18 protein-coding genes are annotated in these 17,887 nt (G+C 58.8%); 12 read left to right on the top strand and 6 right to left on the bottom strand.

The window, feature by feature from the left end; genetic code table 11:
* The first annotated feature begins 21 nt into the window (after positions 1-21).
* The 5 genes from sucC (at position 22) to CAF65_RS14905 (ending at position 5,158) form a co-directional block, all read left to right on the top strand.
* Positions 22-1,188, top strand: a complete 1,167-nt coding sequence (sucC, locus tag CAF65_RS14925; RefSeq protein ID WP_003223015.1) for an ADP-forming succinate--CoA ligase subunit beta — start codon at positions 22-24, stop codon at positions 1,186-1,188.
* A complete protein-coding gene (sucD, locus tag CAF65_RS14920; RefSeq protein WP_007931513.1) occupies positions 1,188-2,069 on the top strand; it encodes a succinate--CoA ligase subunit alpha in 882 nt (293 codons plus the stop codon). The genes sucC and sucD overlap by 1 nt, the downstream gene beginning before the upstream one ends.
* Positions 2,070-2,440: 371 nt before the next feature.
* Positions 2,441-3,754: a branched-chain amino acid transport system II carrier protein gene (gene brnQ / locus CAF65_RS14915; RefSeq protein WP_085716948.1), complete on the top strand. Its 1,314-nt coding sequence runs from the start codon at positions 2,441-2,443 to the stop codon at positions 3,752-3,754.
* Positions 3,755-4,019: 265 nt separating this feature from the next.
* A complete protein-coding gene (locus CAF65_RS14910) occupies positions 4,020-4,757 on the top strand; it encodes a DUF599 domain-containing protein (protein ID WP_085716947.1) in 738 nt (245 codons plus the stop codon).
* Positions 4,757-5,158 carry an MAPEG family protein gene (locus tag CAF65_RS14905; protein ID WP_085716946.1) on the top strand — a complete coding sequence of 134 codons (402 nt, stop codon included), beginning with the start codon at positions 4,757-4,759 and terminating at the stop codon, positions 5,156-5,158. The genes CAF65_RS14910 and CAF65_RS14905 overlap by 1 nt, the downstream gene beginning before the upstream one ends.
* A gap of 67 nt (positions 5,159-5,225) precedes the next feature.
* On the opposite strand, the gene CAF65_RS14900 is transcribed toward CAF65_RS14905, so the two are convergent.
* Complete coding sequence (locus CAF65_RS14900) at positions 5,226-5,474, bottom strand: hypothetical protein (protein WP_085717064.1); 249 nt, start codon at positions 5,472-5,474, stop codon at positions 5,226-5,228.
* Between the two features lie 158 nt (positions 5,475-5,632).
* Between CAF65_RS14900 and CAF65_RS14895 the strand changes: the two genes are divergently transcribed.
* The 4 genes from CAF65_RS14895 to CAF65_RS14880 all read left to right on the top strand — a co-directional run bounded on the left by CAF65_RS14895 (position 5,633) and on the right by CAF65_RS14880 (position 9,340).
* A complete protein-coding gene (locus tag CAF65_RS14895) occupies positions 5,633-6,109 on the top strand; it encodes a PaaI family thioesterase (protein ID WP_085716945.1) in 477 nt (158 codons plus the stop codon).
* A complete protein-coding gene (locus CAF65_RS14890) occupies positions 6,106-6,558 on the top strand; it encodes a PaaI family thioesterase (RefSeq protein WP_008017871.1) in 453 nt (150 codons plus the stop codon). The genes CAF65_RS14895 and CAF65_RS14890 overlap by 4 nt, the downstream gene beginning before the upstream one ends.
* Before the next feature lie 81 nt (positions 6,559-6,639).
* Positions 6,640-8,544, top strand: coding sequence for a molecular chaperone HtpG (gene htpG, locus CAF65_RS14885; RefSeq protein WP_085717063.1), 1,905 nt, complete (start codon positions 6,640-6,642; stop codon positions 8,542-8,544).
* Positions 8,545-8,611: 67 nt separating this feature from the next.
* Positions 8,612-9,340 carry a dienelactone hydrolase family protein gene (locus tag CAF65_RS14880; protein WP_085716944.1) on the top strand — a complete coding sequence of 243 codons (729 nt, stop codon included), beginning with the start codon at positions 8,612-8,614 and terminating at the stop codon, positions 9,338-9,340.
* A 132-nt stretch (positions 9,341-9,472) separates the two neighbouring features.
* Here the strand turns inward: CAF65_RS14880 and CAF65_RS14875 are convergent, their stop codons facing one another.
* Entirely contained in the window at positions 9,473-10,333 is an 861-nt protein-coding gene (locus CAF65_RS14875) for a pirin family protein (protein WP_085716943.1), read from the bottom strand.
* Positions 10,334-10,395: 62 nt separating this feature from the next.
* Positions 10,396-10,812 (bottom strand): OsmC family protein, encoded by a 417-nt coding sequence (locus CAF65_RS14870; protein ID WP_085716942.1) that lies wholly within the window; start codon positions 10,810-10,812, stop codon positions 10,396-10,398.
* 236 nt (positions 10,813-11,048) lie between these two features.
* On the opposite strand from CAF65_RS14870, the gene CAF65_RS14865 reads away from it, so the two are divergent.
* A complete protein-coding gene (locus CAF65_RS14865; RefSeq protein WP_085716941.1) occupies positions 11,049-12,674 on the top strand; it encodes a methyl-accepting chemotaxis protein in 1,626 nt (541 codons plus the stop codon).
* A 52-nt stretch (positions 12,675-12,726) separates the two neighbouring features.
* Here the strand turns inward: CAF65_RS14865 and CAF65_RS14860 are convergent, their stop codons facing one another.
* Genes CAF65_RS14860 through purM form a run of 3 tightly spaced genes read right to left on the bottom strand, consistent with a single transcriptional unit; the run spans position 12,727 to position 15,169 of the window.
* Positions 12,727-13,440 carry a DUF3108 domain-containing protein gene (locus tag CAF65_RS14860; RefSeq protein WP_085716940.1) on the bottom strand — a complete coding sequence of 238 codons (714 nt, stop codon included), beginning with the start codon at positions 13,438-13,440 and terminating at the stop codon, positions 12,727-12,729.
* Positions 13,441-13,448: 8 nt separating this feature from the next.
* Positions 13,449-14,099 carry a phosphoribosylglycinamide formyltransferase gene (purN, locus tag CAF65_RS14855; protein ID WP_085717062.1) on the bottom strand — a complete coding sequence of 217 codons (651 nt, stop codon included), beginning with the start codon at positions 14,097-14,099 and terminating at the stop codon, positions 13,449-13,451.
* A gap of 11 nt (positions 14,100-14,110) precedes the next feature.
* The gene (purM, locus tag CAF65_RS14850; RefSeq protein ID WP_085716939.1) at positions 14,111-15,169 is read right to left on the bottom strand and encodes a phosphoribosylformylglycinamidine cyclo-ligase; all 1,059 of its coding nucleotides are present in this window, start codon (positions 15,167-15,169) and stop codon (positions 14,111-14,113) included.
* Positions 15,170-15,555: 386 nt separating this feature from the next.
* Here purM and CAF65_RS14845 point away from each other — a divergent pair, with 386 nt between their 5' ends.
* Positions 15,556-16,602: a DUF2066 domain-containing protein gene (locus CAF65_RS14845; RefSeq protein ID WP_085716938.1), complete on the top strand. Its 1,047-nt coding sequence runs from the start codon at positions 15,556-15,558 to the stop codon at positions 16,600-16,602.
* Between the two features lie 36 nt (positions 16,603-16,638).
* Positions 16,639-17,712 carry an AI-2E family transporter gene (locus tag CAF65_RS14840; protein ID WP_085716937.1) on the top strand — a complete coding sequence of 358 codons (1,074 nt, stop codon included), beginning with the start codon at positions 16,639-16,641 and terminating at the stop codon, positions 17,710-17,712.
* Positions 17,713-17,887 lie beyond the last annotated feature (175 nt).

The following is a 17,887-nucleotide window of genomic DNA, read 5'->3' as shown; positions in this document are numbered from 1 at the left end:
CTAACGAAGACGGTAATAAGCATGAATCTTCACGAGTATCAGGGTAAGCAGCTGTTCGCTGAGTACGGCCTGCCAGTTTCCACCGGTTACGCGGTAGACACCCCGGAAGCAGCAGCAGAAGCTTGCGACAAAATCGGCGGCAGCGAGTGGGTTGTCAAAGCCCAGGTCCACGCCGGTGGTCGCGGTAAAGCGGGCGGCGTCAAGCTGGTTCGCAACAAAGAAGACGCCAAAGCCTTCGCACAGCAGTGGCTGGGCAAGCGTCTGGTGACTTACCAGACTGACGCCAACGGTCAGCCAGTCACCAAGATCCTGGTTGAATCGTGCACTGATATCGCTAAAGAACTGTACCTGGGCGCTGTCGTTGACCGTTCGAGCCGTCGTATCGTGTTCATGGCTTCCACCGAAGGTGGCGTGGACATCGAGAAAATCGCTCACGACACTCCAGAAAAAATTCTGAAAGCCACTATCGACCCACTGGTTGGCGCTCAGCCATTCCAGGGTCGCGAGCTGGCATTCCAGCTGGGTCTGGAAGGCAAGCAAGTTGCCCAGTTCGCCAAGATCTTCGTAGGTCTGGCCAAACTGTTCCAGGATCACGATCTGGCCCTGCTGGAAGTGAACCCGCTGGTGATCAAGGCTGACGGCGATCTGCACTGCCTGGACGCCAAGATCAACATCGACGCCAACGCCATGTACCGTCAGCCGAAGCTGAAGACTTTCCACGATCCGTCGCAAGACGATCCGCGCGAAGCGCACGCTGCCAAGTTCGAACTGAACTACGTAGCGCTGGAAGGCAACATCGGTTGCATGGTCAACGGTGCCGGCCTGGCCATGGGTACCATGGACATCGTCAACCTGCATGGCGGCAAGCCAGCCAACTTCCTCGACGTGGGCGGCGGTGCTACCAAGGAACGCGTTACCGAAGCGTTCAAGATCATCCTGTCCGACACTAACGTCGCTGCAGTACTGGTCAACATCTTCGGCGGCATCGTTCGTTGCGACATGATTGCCGAAGGCATCATCGGTGCAGTGAAAGAAGTCGGCGTGAAAATCCCGGTTGTTGTTCGCCTTGAAGGCAACAACGCTGAGCTGGGCGCTAAAGTACTGGCAGAAAGCGGTTTGAACATCATCGCTGCTACCAGCCTGACCGACGCTGCTCAACAAGTTGTCAAAGCTGCGGAGGGCAAATAATGAGCGTCCTGATCAATAAAGACACCAAGGTTATCTGCCAGGGTATTACCGGTTCGCAAGGTAGTTTCCACACCCAGCAAGCCATCGAGTACGGCACCAAGATGGTTGGTGGTGTAACTCCAGGCAAAGGCGGCACCGAGCACCTGGGCCTGCCAGTGTTCAACACCGTGAAAGACGCCGTAGCTGCCACTGGCGCCACCGCCAGCGTGATCTACGTTCCGGCTCCTTTCTGCAAGGACTCGATCCTGGAAGCTGCCTTCGGCGGCATCAAGCTGATCGTGTGCATCACCGAAGGCATTCCTACCCTGGACATGCTGGATGCCAAGGTCAAGTGCGACGAGCTGGGTGTTACCCTGATCGGCCCTAACTGCCCAGGCGTGATCACTCCAGGCGAATGCAAGATCGGCATCATGCCAGGTCACATTCACTTGCCAGGCAAGGTCGGTATCGTTTCCCGTTCCGGCACCCTGACCTACGAAGCTGTGAAGCAGACTACTGACGCCGGTTTCGGTCAGTCGACTTGCGTCGGCATCGGCGGTGACCCGATCCCGGGTTCGAACTTCATCGACATCCTGAAGCTGTTCCAGGAAGACCCGAAGACCGAAGCGATCGTGATGATCGGCGAGATCGGCGGTTCGGCTGAAGAAGAAGCGGCTGCCTACATCAAGGCAAACGTGACCAAGCCGGTTGTTTCCTACATCGCTGGTGTGACTGCTCCTCCGGGCAAGCGCATGGGCCATGCTGGTGCAATCATCTCTGGCGGCAAAGGCACTGCAGACGAGAAATTCGCTGCTCTGCAAGACGCAGGCGTGAAAACCGTGCGTTCGCTGGCAGACATCGGCAAGGCCCTGGCCGAGCTGACTGGTTGGGCTGTCAAGTAAGCTTCGTGCTTGACTGACGCTTCACCAAACAAAGGCCACCTTCGGGTGGCCTTTGTCGTTTTCGGGATTTGCGCCGACCGTGCGGACGCTATCGTCGGAACGCCGCCCGGAGCAAGCCCGCGAAGGCGGACTTACAGACGCTAACCATTTACATGCGAAAATGCGACACACAAATGTCGTAGATCGGATAGTTCGCCCTCTAACAGTGCGTTTGACGGCCAAATTCGTTACGCTACGCGCCATTTTTGCGTCCGCGGCCCACAAGGCGGCAACGCGCTAAAAGGGTCGGTCTTATACGGACTGACAGCATTTCCCTCACCCATAGGGAAATCCCTCTCTAAATTCCGATTCAGTAGTGTGGTATTTCCTTAATGAAAGTGTTGAAAGGCCAGGACATCCTGGCACTTGGTTTTATGACGTTTGCCCTGTTCGTCGGGGCTGGCAACATCATCTTCCCACCTATCGTCGGTTTGCAGTCCGGACCTAATGTCTGGATGGCGGCGCTGGGTTTCCTGGTCACCGCGGTCGGTTTGCCGGTGATCACCGTTGTGGCCCTGGCCAAGGTCGGTGGCGCAATGGATGCGTTGAGCAGCCCGATCGGTAAAATCGCCGGCGGCCTGTTGGCGGCGGCGTGCTACCTGGCCGTGGGCCCGCTCTTCGCAACGCCTCGTACCGCGACAGTATCGTTCGAAGTGGGTCTGGCGCCGCTGACCGGCGAGAGCCCGCTGGCGTTGTTCCTGTACAGCTCGGTCTACTTCCTGCTGGTGTTCTTCATCTCGCTGTATCCGGGCCGTCTGCTCGATACCGTAGGGCGCTTCCTCGCTCCGCTGAAGATCATCGCCCTGGCGGTGCTGGGCATTGCCGCATTCGCTCTGCCGGCCGGTGACATTGGCCATGCGACGCCGGAATACGTGGCGGCGCCGTTTTCCCAGGGCTTCATCAATGGTTACCTGACTATGGATACCCTGGGCGCCCTGGTGTTCGGTATCGTCATCGTCAACGCCATCCGCTCCCGTGGCGTCGAGTCGCCTGCACTGATCACCCGCTATGCGATCATCGCCGGTCTGATTGCCGGTGTGGGCCTGGCGCTGGTGTATGTCAGCCTGTTCCGTCTCGGTTCGGGCAGCCATGAAGTGGCCGCAGGCGCTACCAATGGCGCGGCGGTATTGCACGCTTACGTGCAGCACACCTTCGGTTCGCTGGGCAGTGGTTTCCTCGCCGTGTTGATTTCGCTGGCGTGCCTGGTGACCGCGGTTGGCCTGACCTGTGCCTGCGCCGAGTACTTCAGCCGAGTACTGCCACTGTCCTACAAGACGCTGGTCATCATCCTTGCTGCATTCTCCCTGCTGGTGTCCAACCTGGGCCTGACCAAGCTGATTGCGTTCTCGATCCCGGTGCTGACCGCGATCTACCCGCCGTGCATCGCCCTGGTGGCCCTGAGCTTCTGCAAGGACTTCTGGCACGAGCAGGGTCGCATTGTCGGCCCGGTCATGCTGGTATCGTTCCTCTTCGGCCTGATCGACGCCCTGAAGGGGGCTGGTCTGGCAGACTGGATGCCGACGCAATTGGCTCACCTGCCGCTGAGCGAGCAGGGTCTGGCCTGGCTGGTGCCATCGGTGATGACGCTGGTCGTCGCAGTTGTCTTTGATCGTCTGCTGGGCAAACGCGAAGAAGCCTTGGCTTAAGTCGCTCCACGGCCCGCCACAAGCGGGTTTCGAGCAGAAACGGAAATGCCCCGTATCAATCGATACGGGGCATTTTTTTATCTGGGGATGCGGTGCCTTTTTCATTGAGCTAACGTCGAAAGACTGCCAAGACCTGATGTGGGAGCGAGCCTGCTCGCGAAGGCGTCGTTACATTCAGCGTAAATGTTGATTGATCTGCCGCTTTCGCGAGCAGGCTCGCTCCCACAAGGTTCGGTGTTCCTGCCATAACATCACAAGGACCTGCATGTCGTTCATCCAAACCAACCTGATCCACATTCTTGCCGCCATCTGGTTTGTTACCTGCTGGGGCGGGTACACCCGTTATGCCACCTGGAAAGGCCGTGACACCGCGTGCCTGGCCAGTGTGCTGCACCTTTATCGTGAGGACTGGATGCGCCGCATGCTGCTGCGTGACAACCGCATCGCCGATGCCAGCGTGATCGGCAATCTGGAGCGCAATGCTTCGTTCTTCGCCTCCAGTACGTTGATTATCCTGGCCGGCATTCTCACCGTGTTGGGGGCTTCGGAGCGGGCGGTATCGTTGCTGGCGGATATCCCGATGGTGCAACAGGCGTCCCAGGGAATGTCGGAAATCAAGTTGCTGTGCCTGGCGCTGGTGTTTGTCTATGCGTTCTTCACGTTCAGCTGGTGCATGCGCCAATACAACTTTGCGGCGGTACTGGTGGGCTCGGCACCGATGGCCGGCGAGCGCCATGTGACGGAGCAAGAGCGCAAGGCGTTTGCTTCCCGCGCGGCCCGCGTCATCTCCATGGCCGCCAACCAGTTCAACTTCGGGCTGCGTTCCTACTACTTCGGCATGACCATGCTGGCCTGGTTTGTCAGCCCATGGTTATTCATGTTGATGAGTGCCGGCGTCGTGTTTGTTTTGTACCGCCGTGAGTTTCATTCCGACGTTCTCGACGTGATGGTCTATACCCCTACAGAGGCGCCGTTGCCGGAGGTGATCAAAGAGGCTGCTTGATGAGTATTCCATTCTGGTGCGTGTTTATCAGTGCGGTGTTGATCTACCTGGCGCGAATCCCCGTTACCAGCGCCATGAAAGAGCAGGGCGGCTACGATAACCACCTGCCGCGCCAGCAGCAGATGCAACTCACAGGCCTGGGTGCCCGGGCAGTAGCTGCGCATCAGAATAGTTTCGAAGCGTTCATGTTGTTCGCGGTGGGTGTGTTGATGGCGCATACCACGCAGACGGAGGGATGGCTGATCGACTGTCTGGCGATCATCTTTGTGGTCTCGCGGGTTATTTACCTGGTGTGTTACTGGAAGGACCTGGCCTGGCAACGCAGTATGGTTTGGCTGGTGGGATTAATCTGTTCGCTGTTGTTGACGATTAGTCCGACTTTTCGAACGATTTTGCTCTAACCGCTTTTTTCAAGGCAAAAGAAAACCCGCACTTGGCGGGGTTTCTTTTGTCACGCTAAAAACCGGATTAGTTTTTAGGCGCTTCCGGAGCGGCCGGAGTGGCTGGAGCAGCCGGAGCAGCCGGAGCCTGATCTTTGGCGGCTTCGGCGTTTTCTTTCGCCGCGTCGTTCACTTTATCCTGAGCTTCGTTCATTTTTTGCTGGGCTTGCTCAGCATGTTGGTTAGCATCTTGAGCTTTGTCCTCGGATTTTTTATCGCAGGCAGCGAGACCGAGGGAAGCGGTCAACATCAAGGCAATAGCTAAAGTCTTACGCATGGGGTGTTTCTCCTGATGAAAAGCATCTACTGGCATTAAGAGCCCACGCATCAGGGTTAAGTTCCTTAATTCTTTCAGATATATAAGTTTGTTCTAGTGCGGAACTTTTACCCGAGCCTCCACCGCACTGTACGGACATAAACAAGAGCTTTTATCAAATGGCTGAAAACCCTGTTTTTGAGCGTGCGAAGCGCTTTCTGTCGGCGCTGCGACATTGCCAGGTACTTGGACTAAGCGTTCACAGCGCCAGTAGTGAAGGGCTGACAATTGTGCTGCCGTATAGCCCGCAGATCGTCGGCAATCCCGAAACCGGCGTGATTCATGGCGGGGCGCTGACTTCGCTGATGGACACGGCCTGTGGCATGGCGACACTCTGCGTGCTCCCGGAATTCGAAGTCTGCCCGACCCTCGACCTGCGCATCGACTACATGCACGCCGCCGAGCCGTATAAGAATGTCTACGGCTTTGCCCAGTGCTATCGGGTTACCACCGACGTGATTTTTGCCCGTGGCTTCGCCTATCAGGATGATCCCGGGCAACCCATTGCCCATGTGGTGGGCACTTTCATGCGCATGGGCAAGGGCATCAAGGGTACCAAGGGGTTTGGTGGCGCAGTTGCCGGAGGTGCGCAATGAGCGAGTCTCTGAAGGACCAATTGCAAAAGGCCCACGAGCAGGGCGATTACGCCTCGCTGCTGGATCTGATTCCTTATGCCCGACTGATCGGTGTCGAATGTTCAAGAGTGGGAGATGAGTTGCTGTTCAAGCTGCCCGCGAACAAGGACAACATTGGTAACCCTTTGTTGCCGGCGATTCACGGCGGTGTGATCGCCGGTTTCATGGAATTGGCCGCTGCGCTGCACCTGCTGGTGTTTACCGGAACGCCCGGGGTGCCGAAGATCATCGACTTCTCCCTGGATTACCTGCGTGCCGGGCAGTTTCGCGATACCTGGGCCCGATGCCAGGTTTGCCGCCAGGGTCGCCGGGTTGCCAACGTGGCGATTACCGCCTGGCAAAGCACCGAGGCCGAACCCATTGCCACGGCCCGTGCACATTTCAAACTCGAGGAGCCCTTGAAATCCTGAACTCAGCCCCAAACTCTGAGGACAACCCGCCGCTGCCCCTCAAGGTCGCGGCTTATGCCATCTGATTGGAGTTTGATGACCATGAGTGTGGAAACTCAAAAGGAAACCCTGGGCTTCCAGACCGAGGTGAAGCAGCTGCTGCATCTCATGATCCATTCGCTGTATTCCAACAAGGAAATTTTCCTTCGCGAATTGATCTCGAACGCCTCTGACGCTGTTGACAAATTACGTTTCGAAGCCCTGGCCAAGCCAGAGCTGCTGGAAGGTGGTGCCGAACTGAAAATCCGCGTGAGCTTCGACAAGGACGCTAAAACCGTCACCCTCGAAGACAACGGTATCGGCATGAGCCGCGAAGATGCGATCACCCACCTGGGCACCATCGCCAAGTCCGGCACCGCCGATTTCATGAAGCACCTGACCGGCGACCAGAAGAAAGATTCGCACCTGATCGGCCAGTTCGGTGTCGGTTTCTACTCCGCATTCATCGTCGCCGACAAAGTCGATGTGTTCAGCCGTCGTGCCGGCAGTGCCGCCAGCGAAGGCGTGCACTGGTCGTCCAGGGGCGAAGGCAATTTCGAAGTCGCGACCATCGACAAGGCCGAGCGCGGTACCCGCATCGTCCTGCACCTGAAATCCGGTGAAGACGAGTTCGCCGATGGCTGGCGCCTGCGTAACATCATCAAGAAGTACTCCGATCACATTGCCTTGCCGATCGAGTTGCCGAAAGAAGTGGCAGCTGCTGAAGGCGAGGAGAAGCCAGCCGTTGAATGGGAAACCGTCAACCGCGCCAGCGCCCTGTGGACCCGTCCGCGTACCGAGATCAAGGACGAGGAGTACCAAGAGTTTTACAAGCACATCGCCCACGATTTCGAAAACCCGCTGAGCTGGAGCCACAACAAGGTAGAAGGCAAGCTGGAGTACAGCTCGCTGCTGTACGTGCCGAGCCGAGCGCCGTTTGACCTGTACCAGCGTGAAGCACCCAAGGGCCTGAAACTGTATGTGCAGCGCGTGTTCGTCATGGATCAGGCCGAGTCCTTCCTGCCGCTGTACCTGCGCTTCATCAAGGGCGTGGTCGACTCCAACGACCTGTCGCTGAACGTGTCGCGGGAAATCCTGCAGAAAGACCCGATCATCGACTCCATGAAGTCGGCGTTGACCAAGCGCGTTCTGGACATGCTGGAAAAACTGGCGAAGAACGAGCCGGAGCAATACAAGGGCTTCTGGAAAAACTTCGGTCAGGTCATGAAAGAAGGCCCGGCAGAAGATTTCGCCAACAAGGAAAAAATCGCCGGTCTGCTGCGTTTCGCATCGACCAGTGGCGACGATGGCGAACAGGTTGTCGGCCTGGCCGAGTACCTGGCGCGCGCCAAGGAAGGTCAGGACAAGATCTACTACCTGACCGGCGAAACCTACGCGCAGGTCAAGAACAGCCCGCACCTGGAAGTCTTCCGCAAGAAAGGCATCGAAGTGCTGCTGTTGACCGACCGCATCGACGAGTGGCTGATGAGTTACCTCAGCGACTTCGACGGCAAGAGCTTCGTCGACGTGGCGCGCGGTGATCTGGACCTGGGCAACCTGGACTCGGAAGAGGACAAGAAGGCCGCGGAAGAAGTCGCCAAGGCGAAGGAAGGTCTGGTCGAGCGCTTGAAGACCGCGCTGGGCGAATCCGTTGCCGAAGTGCGGGTTTCCCACCGCCTGACCGACTCCCCGGCGATCCTCGCCATCGGCGAGCAGGACCTGGGTCTGCAGATGCGTCAGATCCTCGAAGCCAGCGGCCAGAAGGTGCCGGATTCGAAGCCGATCTTCGAATTCAACCCGGCTCACCCGCTGATCGAGAAGCTCGACAACGAGCAGAGCGACGAGCGCTTCGGCGACCTGTCGCACATCCTCTTCGATCAGGCGGCCTTGGCGGCCGGTGACAGCTTGAAAGATCCGGCGGCTTATGTGCGCCGTCTGAACAAGCTGTTGGTCGAGCTATCGGCTTAACTGTGTTGTAGAAAAACCCGCTTCGGCGGGTTTTTTCATTCCGGTGTTTAAACATTAGGAGTCAGAAATGAGCCAAATCACTGTACGTTCCGTTGCTTATCAGATTGACGGCCAGGCTTACGAAAGCCGCCTGGCTTTCGACGCCGACCATAAAGGCCCGCGCCCGGGTTTGTTGATGGCGCCGAACTGGATGGGCGTCGGCGCCGGTGCCGAAGAGATCGCCAAATCGGTGGCGGCCAAGGGCTACGTGGTGCTGATTGCGGACCTCTATGGCCAGGCGGTTCGTCCGACGAACAACGATGAGGCAGGCGCGGCGATGATGCCGCTGAAGAATGACCGGGCATTGCTGCGCAAGCGTATGCAGGCAGCGTTCGAACAATTGCAAAAGCAGGGCGAAGCGGCGGTCGATACGTCGAAACTGGCGACCTACGGTTTCTGCTTCGGTGGTTGCTGTGCCCTGGAACTTGCCCGTACCGGCGCGCCGGTGAAGGCCGCCGTATCGTTCCACGGCACGCTGGACACACCGAACCCGGCCGATGCGAAAAACATCAAGGGCAAGGTCCTGGTACTGCACGGTGCCTCCGATCCACTGGTGCCGAAGGAGCAGTTGCCAGCGTTCGAAGATGAAATGAACGCGGCCGGTGTGGACTGGCAATTGCTGAGCTACGGCGGTGCATTCCACTCGTTCACCGACCCGCACGCCAAGGTGCCGGGCATGATGATGTATGACGCGAAGATTGCCGCGCGGGCATTCACGTCGATGCATAACTTGTTGGATGAAGTGTTCAAGGGTTGATTCAACTTTAGGCACTGGGTGAATCGGTGCCTGACAAGGCCTCTTCGCGAGCAGGCTCGCTCCCACAGCGGAATGCATATCCCTGTGGGAGCGAGCCTGCTCGCGAAGACGATGTAACTGACGGAAAAGATTTTAAGGCAATTCGATCCGCTCAACTTCTCCCGGCACCGTCGGCCAATCCCCAGCCGCCCAGCGCCGACGCGCTTCATCGATAGCCGCCGGATCGCTCGCGACAAAATTCCAGTTGATCCGCCGTGGCCCATCCAGTGGCGCTCCACCAAACAGCACGGCATGACAGTCGTTCTCGGCGAACAGCGTCATCTCTTCCCCGGCCGGCAGCACCACTAGCGTGTAGGGCTCCAGAAGTTCGCCCTCCAGTTGCACCTCGCCGCTCAACACATACAGCGCACGTTCTTCATGCTCGGTGGGGATCAGCAGCGTTGTCGCCGTTTGCAGGTGCAATTCCGCGTACAAGGTAGGAGAAAGCACCGGTACCGGTGATTCCAGGCAAAAGCCTGACCCGGCAATCATGCGAATCTTCACCCCCAGGTTTTCGCTGACCGGCAATGTGGACGCCGGATGGTGGCTGTAATGCCCCGGGCCCTGTTCTTTGTCCTTGGGCGAAGCCAGCCAGATCTGCAAGCCGTGCATCGTGAAGCCGCTTTCTTTCAGGGGCTCGGGCGTGCGTTCCACGTGGGCGATAGCGCTGCCGGCCGTCATCCAGCTGACATCGCCGGTATCGACAACCTGATCCGAACCGAGGCTGTCCTTGTGCTGGATTTGCCCCTGGAACAAGTAGGTGAGGGTGGACAGGCCAATGTGCGGGTGCTGGCGGATGTTCATGCCTTTGCCCGGTGGATAACGGGTTTCCAGCATGTGATCAAAAAACACGAATGGTCCGACGCTGCGGCACCTGGCAGATGGCAACGGGCGGAGAATCGGCTGGCCTTCGACATCTTCGGGGCGGGGGCGAATCACGAGCGGAGTGTTCATGGTGCGTTCCAGGCTGAGCGGGTGATGCGGTCGAGCATAACCCGCTTGCGCGGCCCTTGCCGCTATTGGCTGAACGCTCCTTCGGACAAGTGCGTTTCGATGCTGACTTCAGACGTGGTCATCAGCTTGTGGATCGGGCAGCGATCGGCCACGCGGTGCAGTTCTTCGCGCTGGGCGTCGGTGAGCACACCCTTGAGGGTCAGTTTGACGTGCAGCGCGTATTGGCCTTTCTGTTCCAGGCTGTTGTCGCGCTTGACCTCGACGCCGACACCGGTCAACGGGATGTCTTTTTTCTTTGCATACAGCTTCAAAGTCAGGGCCTTGCACGCGCCGAGTGCAGCGTCGAAGTAATCGTGCGGCTCGGGGGCCGAGCCTTCGCCGCCTGCGGTGGTCGGCACATCGGCAAAGAGTTCATGGTCATCGATTTGCACGCTGTGACGGAAACCTTCGGCGGAGACGGTGTTGACAGTAATGGTCATGGGAAACCTCGCAAGCAACAGGACATTTATTCGATCAAAAAGACCTTGAAGGTATAGAGCATGGTGCCGGATGTGCGTTCCGGTTTTCTTGTACGGGTGAGTCTTTTCGCTGAATCGTTACCGTAATGGTAATGGTGTTTTGATATCACTTTTTCGTCTTATGCAATTTTTCAACAGTCCGATACCGTCTAAAGAACCAGCTGCCTGATGCAGCGCTTTTGGAAGGAACCAGGGGAATGAGTATCAGAAGTCTCAATATTGCGCCACGCGCGAGTCTCGGTTTTGGCCTGTTGGCGTTGATGGTTTTTGGATTGGGGGCGTTCGCTCTGCTGCAAATGTCGAATATGCGGGCGCAGTCCGATCAGGTCGATGACAACTGGCTGCCCAGTGTGATGGCGGTCGGTGATATGAATCAGGACATGTTGCGACTGCGGGCGCTGACCATGCGTTTGCTGATCAATCGCGATCCACAGGCACAGGCGCAGAACGTCAACAAAATCAACGAACTCAAAAATGTTCTCGGCGATGCCAAGCAACGTTATGACAAGTTGATCGTGCTGCCTGAAGATCGCGTGTTGTTCGATCGCTTCAAGGCTGCCGAGAGCAAATATCTGCAGTTCCAGAGTCAGGTGATGGCTGAAGCTACCCAGGGACGGGTGGAAGAGGCGGCGGCCATTCTCAATGGCGAGATGAATCCGCTGGCCGATGAGATCACGCTCACCCTCAGGGAGTTGGTCGAACTCAACAAGCACAACGCCAATCTGGCGACTGAAGCGGGACGCCTTGTGTTCAACCAGTCGCGGATCTGGGTCGGGGTGATGATCGGTGTGACCGCGTTGATCACCATTGGCCTGGCACTGCTGTTGACACGCAGTATCGTGTTGCCGCTGTCACAGTCGTTGAAAGTGGCCGAGGTGGTCGCCGGCGGCGACCTCACCGCAGCAATCAGCATTACCGGCAAGGATGAACCTGCGCGGCTGCTGCATGCGCTCAAGAGCATGCAACAGAGTTTGCGTGAAACCATCCAGCGTATATCCGATTCATCCAGCCAATTGGCCTCGGCTTCGGAGGAGCTCAGTAGCGTCACGGAAGACGCCACCCGTGGCCTGCACCAGCAGAGCCTGGAGATCGAGCAGGCGGCCACGGCGGTCAACCAGATGACCGCCGCCGTGGAAGAAGTGGCGAGCAATGCCGCCGCAACGTCGCAGGCCTCGCGCGAGTCCGACCGCATTGCTCAGCATGGTCGCGAACAAGTGCACCAGACTGTGCTGTCGATCGAGTCGCTGGCTGAAGATGTCACCACCAACGTCACTCAGGTCGAAGACCTGGCGCAGAAAGTGTATGGCATCACTACGGTACTGGACGTGATTCGCGCGATTGCCGAGCAGACCAATCTGCTGGCCCTGAACGCGGCAATCGAAGCCGCACGGGCCGGGGAGGCCGGGCGCGGGTTTGCGGTAGTGGCCGATGAAGTGCGGGCTCTGGCGCATCGCACCCAGCAATCGACCCGGGAAATCGAGCAGATGATTACGGGTATCCAGCAGGGAACTGATCTGGCTGTCAGTGCCATGCAGCAGAGCAACACCCGGGCGCGCTCGACGCTGGAGGCAGCGAAAGCGGCGGGCGTTGCCCTGGAAGATATCGCCTCGGCATTCACCGTGATCAATGAGCGCAATATCGTGATTGCCAGTGCCTCGGAGGAGCAGGCGGCGGTAGCGCGGGAGGTGGATCGCAACTTGATGAATATCCGTGACCTGGCGCAACAGAGCTCGGCCGGAGCGAATCAGACTAGCGCGGCGAGTCAGGAGTTGTCGCGGTTGGCGGTAGACCTGAATACGCTGGTGGCGCGGTTTTCGGTCTGAATGACTGGCGAAAAAAAGCCCCGCGATGCGGGGCTTTTCGTTTCGGTTCGGATCAGCTGCCTTTGACAGTCTTGCCGTTGACCGTGCCGTCCAGGAGCATGATGTTGTACTCCTTGCCGTCGGTTTCGACCTGTTGCAGGCGGACCAGCAGGTAATCCCAGTCCTTGGCGAACCACATCACAGTGATGCGTTTGTTTTGTGTAGGGTCACGTACACGTTCAACCTTGATCGCATCGATCTTGCCGGCCTTGGTGTCGACCTTTTCAGCGCCCAGCACGCGGAAGTCATAGGTATCGACTTCATTGCCGTCGACCACCTGATAGCTCATGCTTTTCTTGCCCGCGGCAACGTCTTGCTGCAAGGCCAACTGGTAGGTGGATTTGTCGAGCATGCCGCGGTTCAGCGCAACCTTGACCGCGTCGCCGCGATCGGTGCCGGTGATCACTTTGGTGTTCCAGTCGAAATCCAGGTCCGATTTCTTGGCTTTGCCCAAACCGCCACGTTCAAAGTGGTACGACTCTGGAAGAAGCGTGTCCTTGTCCGGGGTCAGGGTGCTTTCTTCGGTCAGGCTGGCGATCATCATCGACGCCTTGAAACTCAGTTTCCATTTGCCGTCGCTGGTTTTTTCCAGGCTGCGTTCGGCAGTGCCGCTCATGGGCAGCTGTTTCCAGTCGGCGGTGTAGCTGGCGGAGAAGGGTTGAAGGTCTGCCGCCTGGGCGAAGGGCAAGGCGAGCAGAGCGCAAGCGAAGAGCAGGGCGCGACGCATAAAATCTCCTAGTTTCGAATCAAGTGGCCGCTGGCCGCGAGTAACTGTCCATCCAGTAAAGCACCTTGCTCGCCGAGGGCTAGACGGCCTTCGGCAAACCAGCGTACGGCCATCGGGTAGATCAGGTGCTCCTGAACATGGACCCGCTGCGCCAGACTCTGTGGCGAATCCTGTAACTCTACCGGTATTACAGCCTGTACGACCAGTGGTCCGCCATCGAGTTCCTCGGTGACGAAGTGCACGGAGCAGCCATGCTCGGCGTCGCCAGCCTCCAGCGCGCGCTGATGAGTGTGTAACCCTTTGTATTTGGGTAGCAGCGAGGGATGGATATTGAGCAGGCGACCCTGATAGTGGCGTACGAAACCCGCGCTGAGAATGCGCATGAATCCGGCCAGTACCACGAGTTCGGGATTGAAGGCGTCGATCAGTTCGATCAGCGCGGCGTCGAAGGCCTCGCGACCTTCGAAAGCCTTGTGATCCAGGGTGCGGGTGTCGATACCCGCGTCCTTGGCGCGTTGCAGGCCATAGGCGTCGGCGCGGTTGGAAATCACCGCAGCGATGCGGACCGGGCTGTCGCCGGTCCGCGTGCTGTCGATCAGGGCCTGCAAGTTACTGCCGGTGCCGGACAACAGCACCACGACATTACAGGTCGCAGGCATCCGCTCTTGCATTAGTGTGCCTTGAGGTTGTTCAGTACAACCGAAGCCGCGCCTTCGGCAGCGGTGGAGATCTGGCCGATGACCCAAGGCTGCTCGCCCGCTTCGCGCAGAACGTTCAGGGCGGCTTCAACGTGCTCTTGAGCCACGCAGATGACCATGCCCACGCCGCAGTTCAGCACGCGGTGCATTTCGTTCTCGTCAACGTTACCTTTCTCTTGCAGCCAGTCGAACACCGACGGGCGATTCCAGCTTGCTACGTCAATCACGGCCTGTGCGCCTTTTGGCAGCACGCGCGGGATGTTGTCCAGCAGGCCGCCACCGGTGATGTGGGCCATGGCTTTGACTGCGCCGGTTTCCTTGATCAGCTTGAGCAGCGGCTTCACATAGATGCGGGTCGGGGCCATCAACAGGTCGGTCAGCGGCTTGCCGTCGAGCTGGGTGTTTTCGATGTCGGCACCGGACACTTCGATGATCTTGCGGATCAGCGAGTAGCCGTTGGAGTGCGGGCCGGAAGACGGCAGGGCGAGCAGGGCATCGCCAGCGGCAACCTTGGAACCGTCGATGATTTCGGATTTTTCCACGACACCGACGCAGAAACCGGCCAGGTCGTAGTCTTCGCCTTCGTACATGCCCGGCATTTCAGCGGTTTCGCCGCCAACCAGCGAGCAACCCGACAGTTCGCAGCCAGCACCGATGCCGGTCACAACCTGGGCAGCGGTGTCGACGTTCAGTTTGCCGGTAGCGTAGTAGTCGAGGAAGAACAGCGGCTCGGCGCCACACACCACCAGGTCGTTGACACACATGGCAACCAGGTCGATGCCGATGCTGTCGTGCTTGTTCAGGTTCAGTGCCAGACGCAGCTTGGTGCCGACGCCGTCAGTACCGGAAACCAGCACAGGCTGCTTGTAGCCGGCCGGGATTTCGCAGAGGGCGCCGAAACCGCCCAGGCCGCCCATGACTTCCGGGCGCGCAGTGCGCTTGGCGACGCTCTTGATGCGTTCGACCAATGCTTCACCGGCGTCGATGTCTACACCGGCGTCCTTGTAGCTCAGGGAGGGTTGCTTGCTCATGATCCAGGCCTTTAGGGGGGGATTTCTGGGTAACGACCGAGTCCATCGGGAACGCCGAAACTGCGTAGGCGAGAGCCTTGCACGCTATTCGGACATTGCCCGGCGATTGCCGGTCTGCGAAGGCGCGCGATTTTATCAGGCTTGAGCCGCAGCGGCCATCCTCAGGCCGACAGCAGGGCCATATCCGTTCAAAAAAAACCGTTGATACGCGGTGTCGGTGGCATCCTGCATGGCTGTATAAGGTATCGAGATTAACCGTCTATCGTTATGACAGTGCGAAAACATACCCCGGACGTGTGAATGTTTTGCATCGGGCGATGGTCACAGCCTTGCTCGATCGTCTTCATGCGGTCTGTTCCAGCCGCTCTTGTCGTCAGGAATCTCTCATGCGTTTTTGTAATTTCTTGTTTGCAGGTTGTTTGTCATTGGTCAGCCTGGTCAGTCATGCCGAAACCGTCAAAGGCCTTTACCAGGTGCGCGAGCCGGTGAATGGCCAGTCGCCCGAGGAGCGCGACCAGGCGACTCAACGAGCGCTGGACACCTTGGTGTTGCGCCTGACCGGCGACCCCAAGGCCGCTCAGAGTCCGGGGCTGGCAGCGATTCGCAAGGACCCGCAACAGATCATCAGCCAATACGGCTTTGATGCCGGGCCGCCGGAAGTCCTGAAAGTCGATTTCGATCCGGGCACTACCGAGCAGGCCTTGCGCAGCGCCGGACTGGGCGTGTGGGGGGCCAGTCGGCCGTCGATCCTCGGTTGGTGGCTGAATGATTCCGCCGAGGGTTCAAGTCTGGTCGGCGACGGTCAGGCCAGTGCGGCACCGCTGCGTCGGGCTGCACAGCACCGAGGCTTGCCGCTGCACCTGCCGTTGGCGGATTTGAATGAGCAGATCGTTGCGACCGCGCCAAATCTGGAGGGTGCAGATCCCGCGCCTTTGAATGCGGCCTCGGAACGCTACAACGCCGATGCCCTGCTCGCGGTACACGCCCAGGAAGAGGGGGGGCAGTGGCAAGCCAAGTGGCGTCTGTGGCTGGGCGATCAGAAAGAGGCCGGCACCGTGCAGGGCGCCGATCAGGCCGCCGTGGCCGATGCGGTGATGCTGGCGGTCAATGAGCGCCTGGCGCCGCGGTTTGTCGCCAGGCCCGGCGCTTCGAGCGCGCAATTGCTGGAAGTGCAAGGCATGAATCTTGAGCACTACGCGTCCCTTGGACGCTTGCTGGAGCCATTTGGCGGGCGCGTTCAAAGCGTCGAGGGCGATCGGATTGTGTACCGGGTCAATGGCAGCGTTGATCAACTGCGCGCACAGCTGTCGCTGGCGAGGCTGCAGGAAGCGCCGGCGGGTCAGGCCCCGACCCCGGCAGTGCCGGTTCAGCCTGCCGCCGGTGGTGCGGTGCCTGCGCCGGCCCCGACACCGCAACTGCGTTATCGCTGGTAGTTTTTCTTTCTTTATATAGAAGCAATGGAGTGGTTCATGGCCGATACGCGGCGTTGGTTCTGGCTCGGTGGGGTGGTCCTGCTTTGCGCGTTTGTCTGGTTGTTGCACCCGATCCTGACGCCGTTCCTGGTGGCGCTGTTGTTGGCCTACCTGTTTGATCCGCTGGTGGATCGACTGGAGAGAGCGGGCCTGTCCCGAACCTGGGGTGTAGTCGCGGTGTTTACCCTGTTTACATTGATCTTCACCGCGTTGCTGTTGGTATTGGTACCGCTGCTCGCCAGGCAGTTGTTTCGTTTGTATGAGCTGGCCCCGCAGATGCTCGATTGGATACAGCACACCGCGTTGCCTTGGGCGCAATCGAAGTTCGGCTTGTCGGACGGTTTCTGGAAGTTCGACAAGCTGAAGGCAGCCATCAGCGAGCATATGAGTCAGACCACCGATGTTGTCGGCGTGGTGCTGAGTCATGCCACTGCCTCGGGGCTGGCGTTGATCGGCTGGCTGGCGAATCTGGTGTTGATTCCGGTGGTGAGCTTCTACTTGTTGCGCGATTGGGACCTGATGATGGCCAAGGTTCGCAGCCTGCTGCCCCGTGAGCGTGAAGAGCGTGCGGTGTCGCTGGCGGGTGAGTGCCATGAAGTGCTCGGAGCGTTCGTTCGCGGACAGTTGCTGGTGATGGTGGCCTTGGGTGTGATCTACGCAGCAGGCCTGATGCTGGTCGGGCTGGAGCTGGGTTTGTTGATTGGCCTGATTGCCGGTCTGGCGGCGATTGTGCCGTACATGGGGTTTATCATTGGCATTGCTGCGGCGCTGATTGCGGGGCTGTTCCAGTTCGGTGGTGATCTATACCCGATGCTCGGCATTGTCGCGGTGTTCATGGTCGGCCAGGCACTGGAGGGTATGGTGCTGACGCCGTTGCTGGTCGGTGACCGGATCGGTCTGCACCCGGTGGCGGTGATTTTCTCGATCCTGGCCGGTGGTGAGCTGTTTGGCTTTACCGGTGTGCTACTGGCATTGCCGGTCGCCGCAGTGATCATGGTGCTGGTGCGTCATGCGCATGATTTGTATAAGGATTCTGAAATCTACGGGGGCGTCGACGAACCGGAGCTGTAAGGGGTGACGATGGGCGATGGCGGGCTGCCCGGGTTCTATCGGGTCGGCCTGCTTGCATCGTGCGACTCTCACATGCACCGCCAAAGAATCGGTCATCAAACCGGGACGTTAACGCAAACCTTTGATTTTGCTTGTGGTCTGTCGCATTGTGCGGTCCGCCTCACGGGTATAAACT

It is taken from the genome of Pseudomonas sp. B28(2017) (assembly GCF_002113025.1).
Taxonomy (GTDB): domain Bacteria; phylum Pseudomonadota; class Gammaproteobacteria; order Pseudomonadales; family Pseudomonadaceae; genus Aquipseudomonas.
Note: the sequence above shows the minus strand (reverse complement) of the source record. Positions and strands in the feature narration are given on the sequence as shown.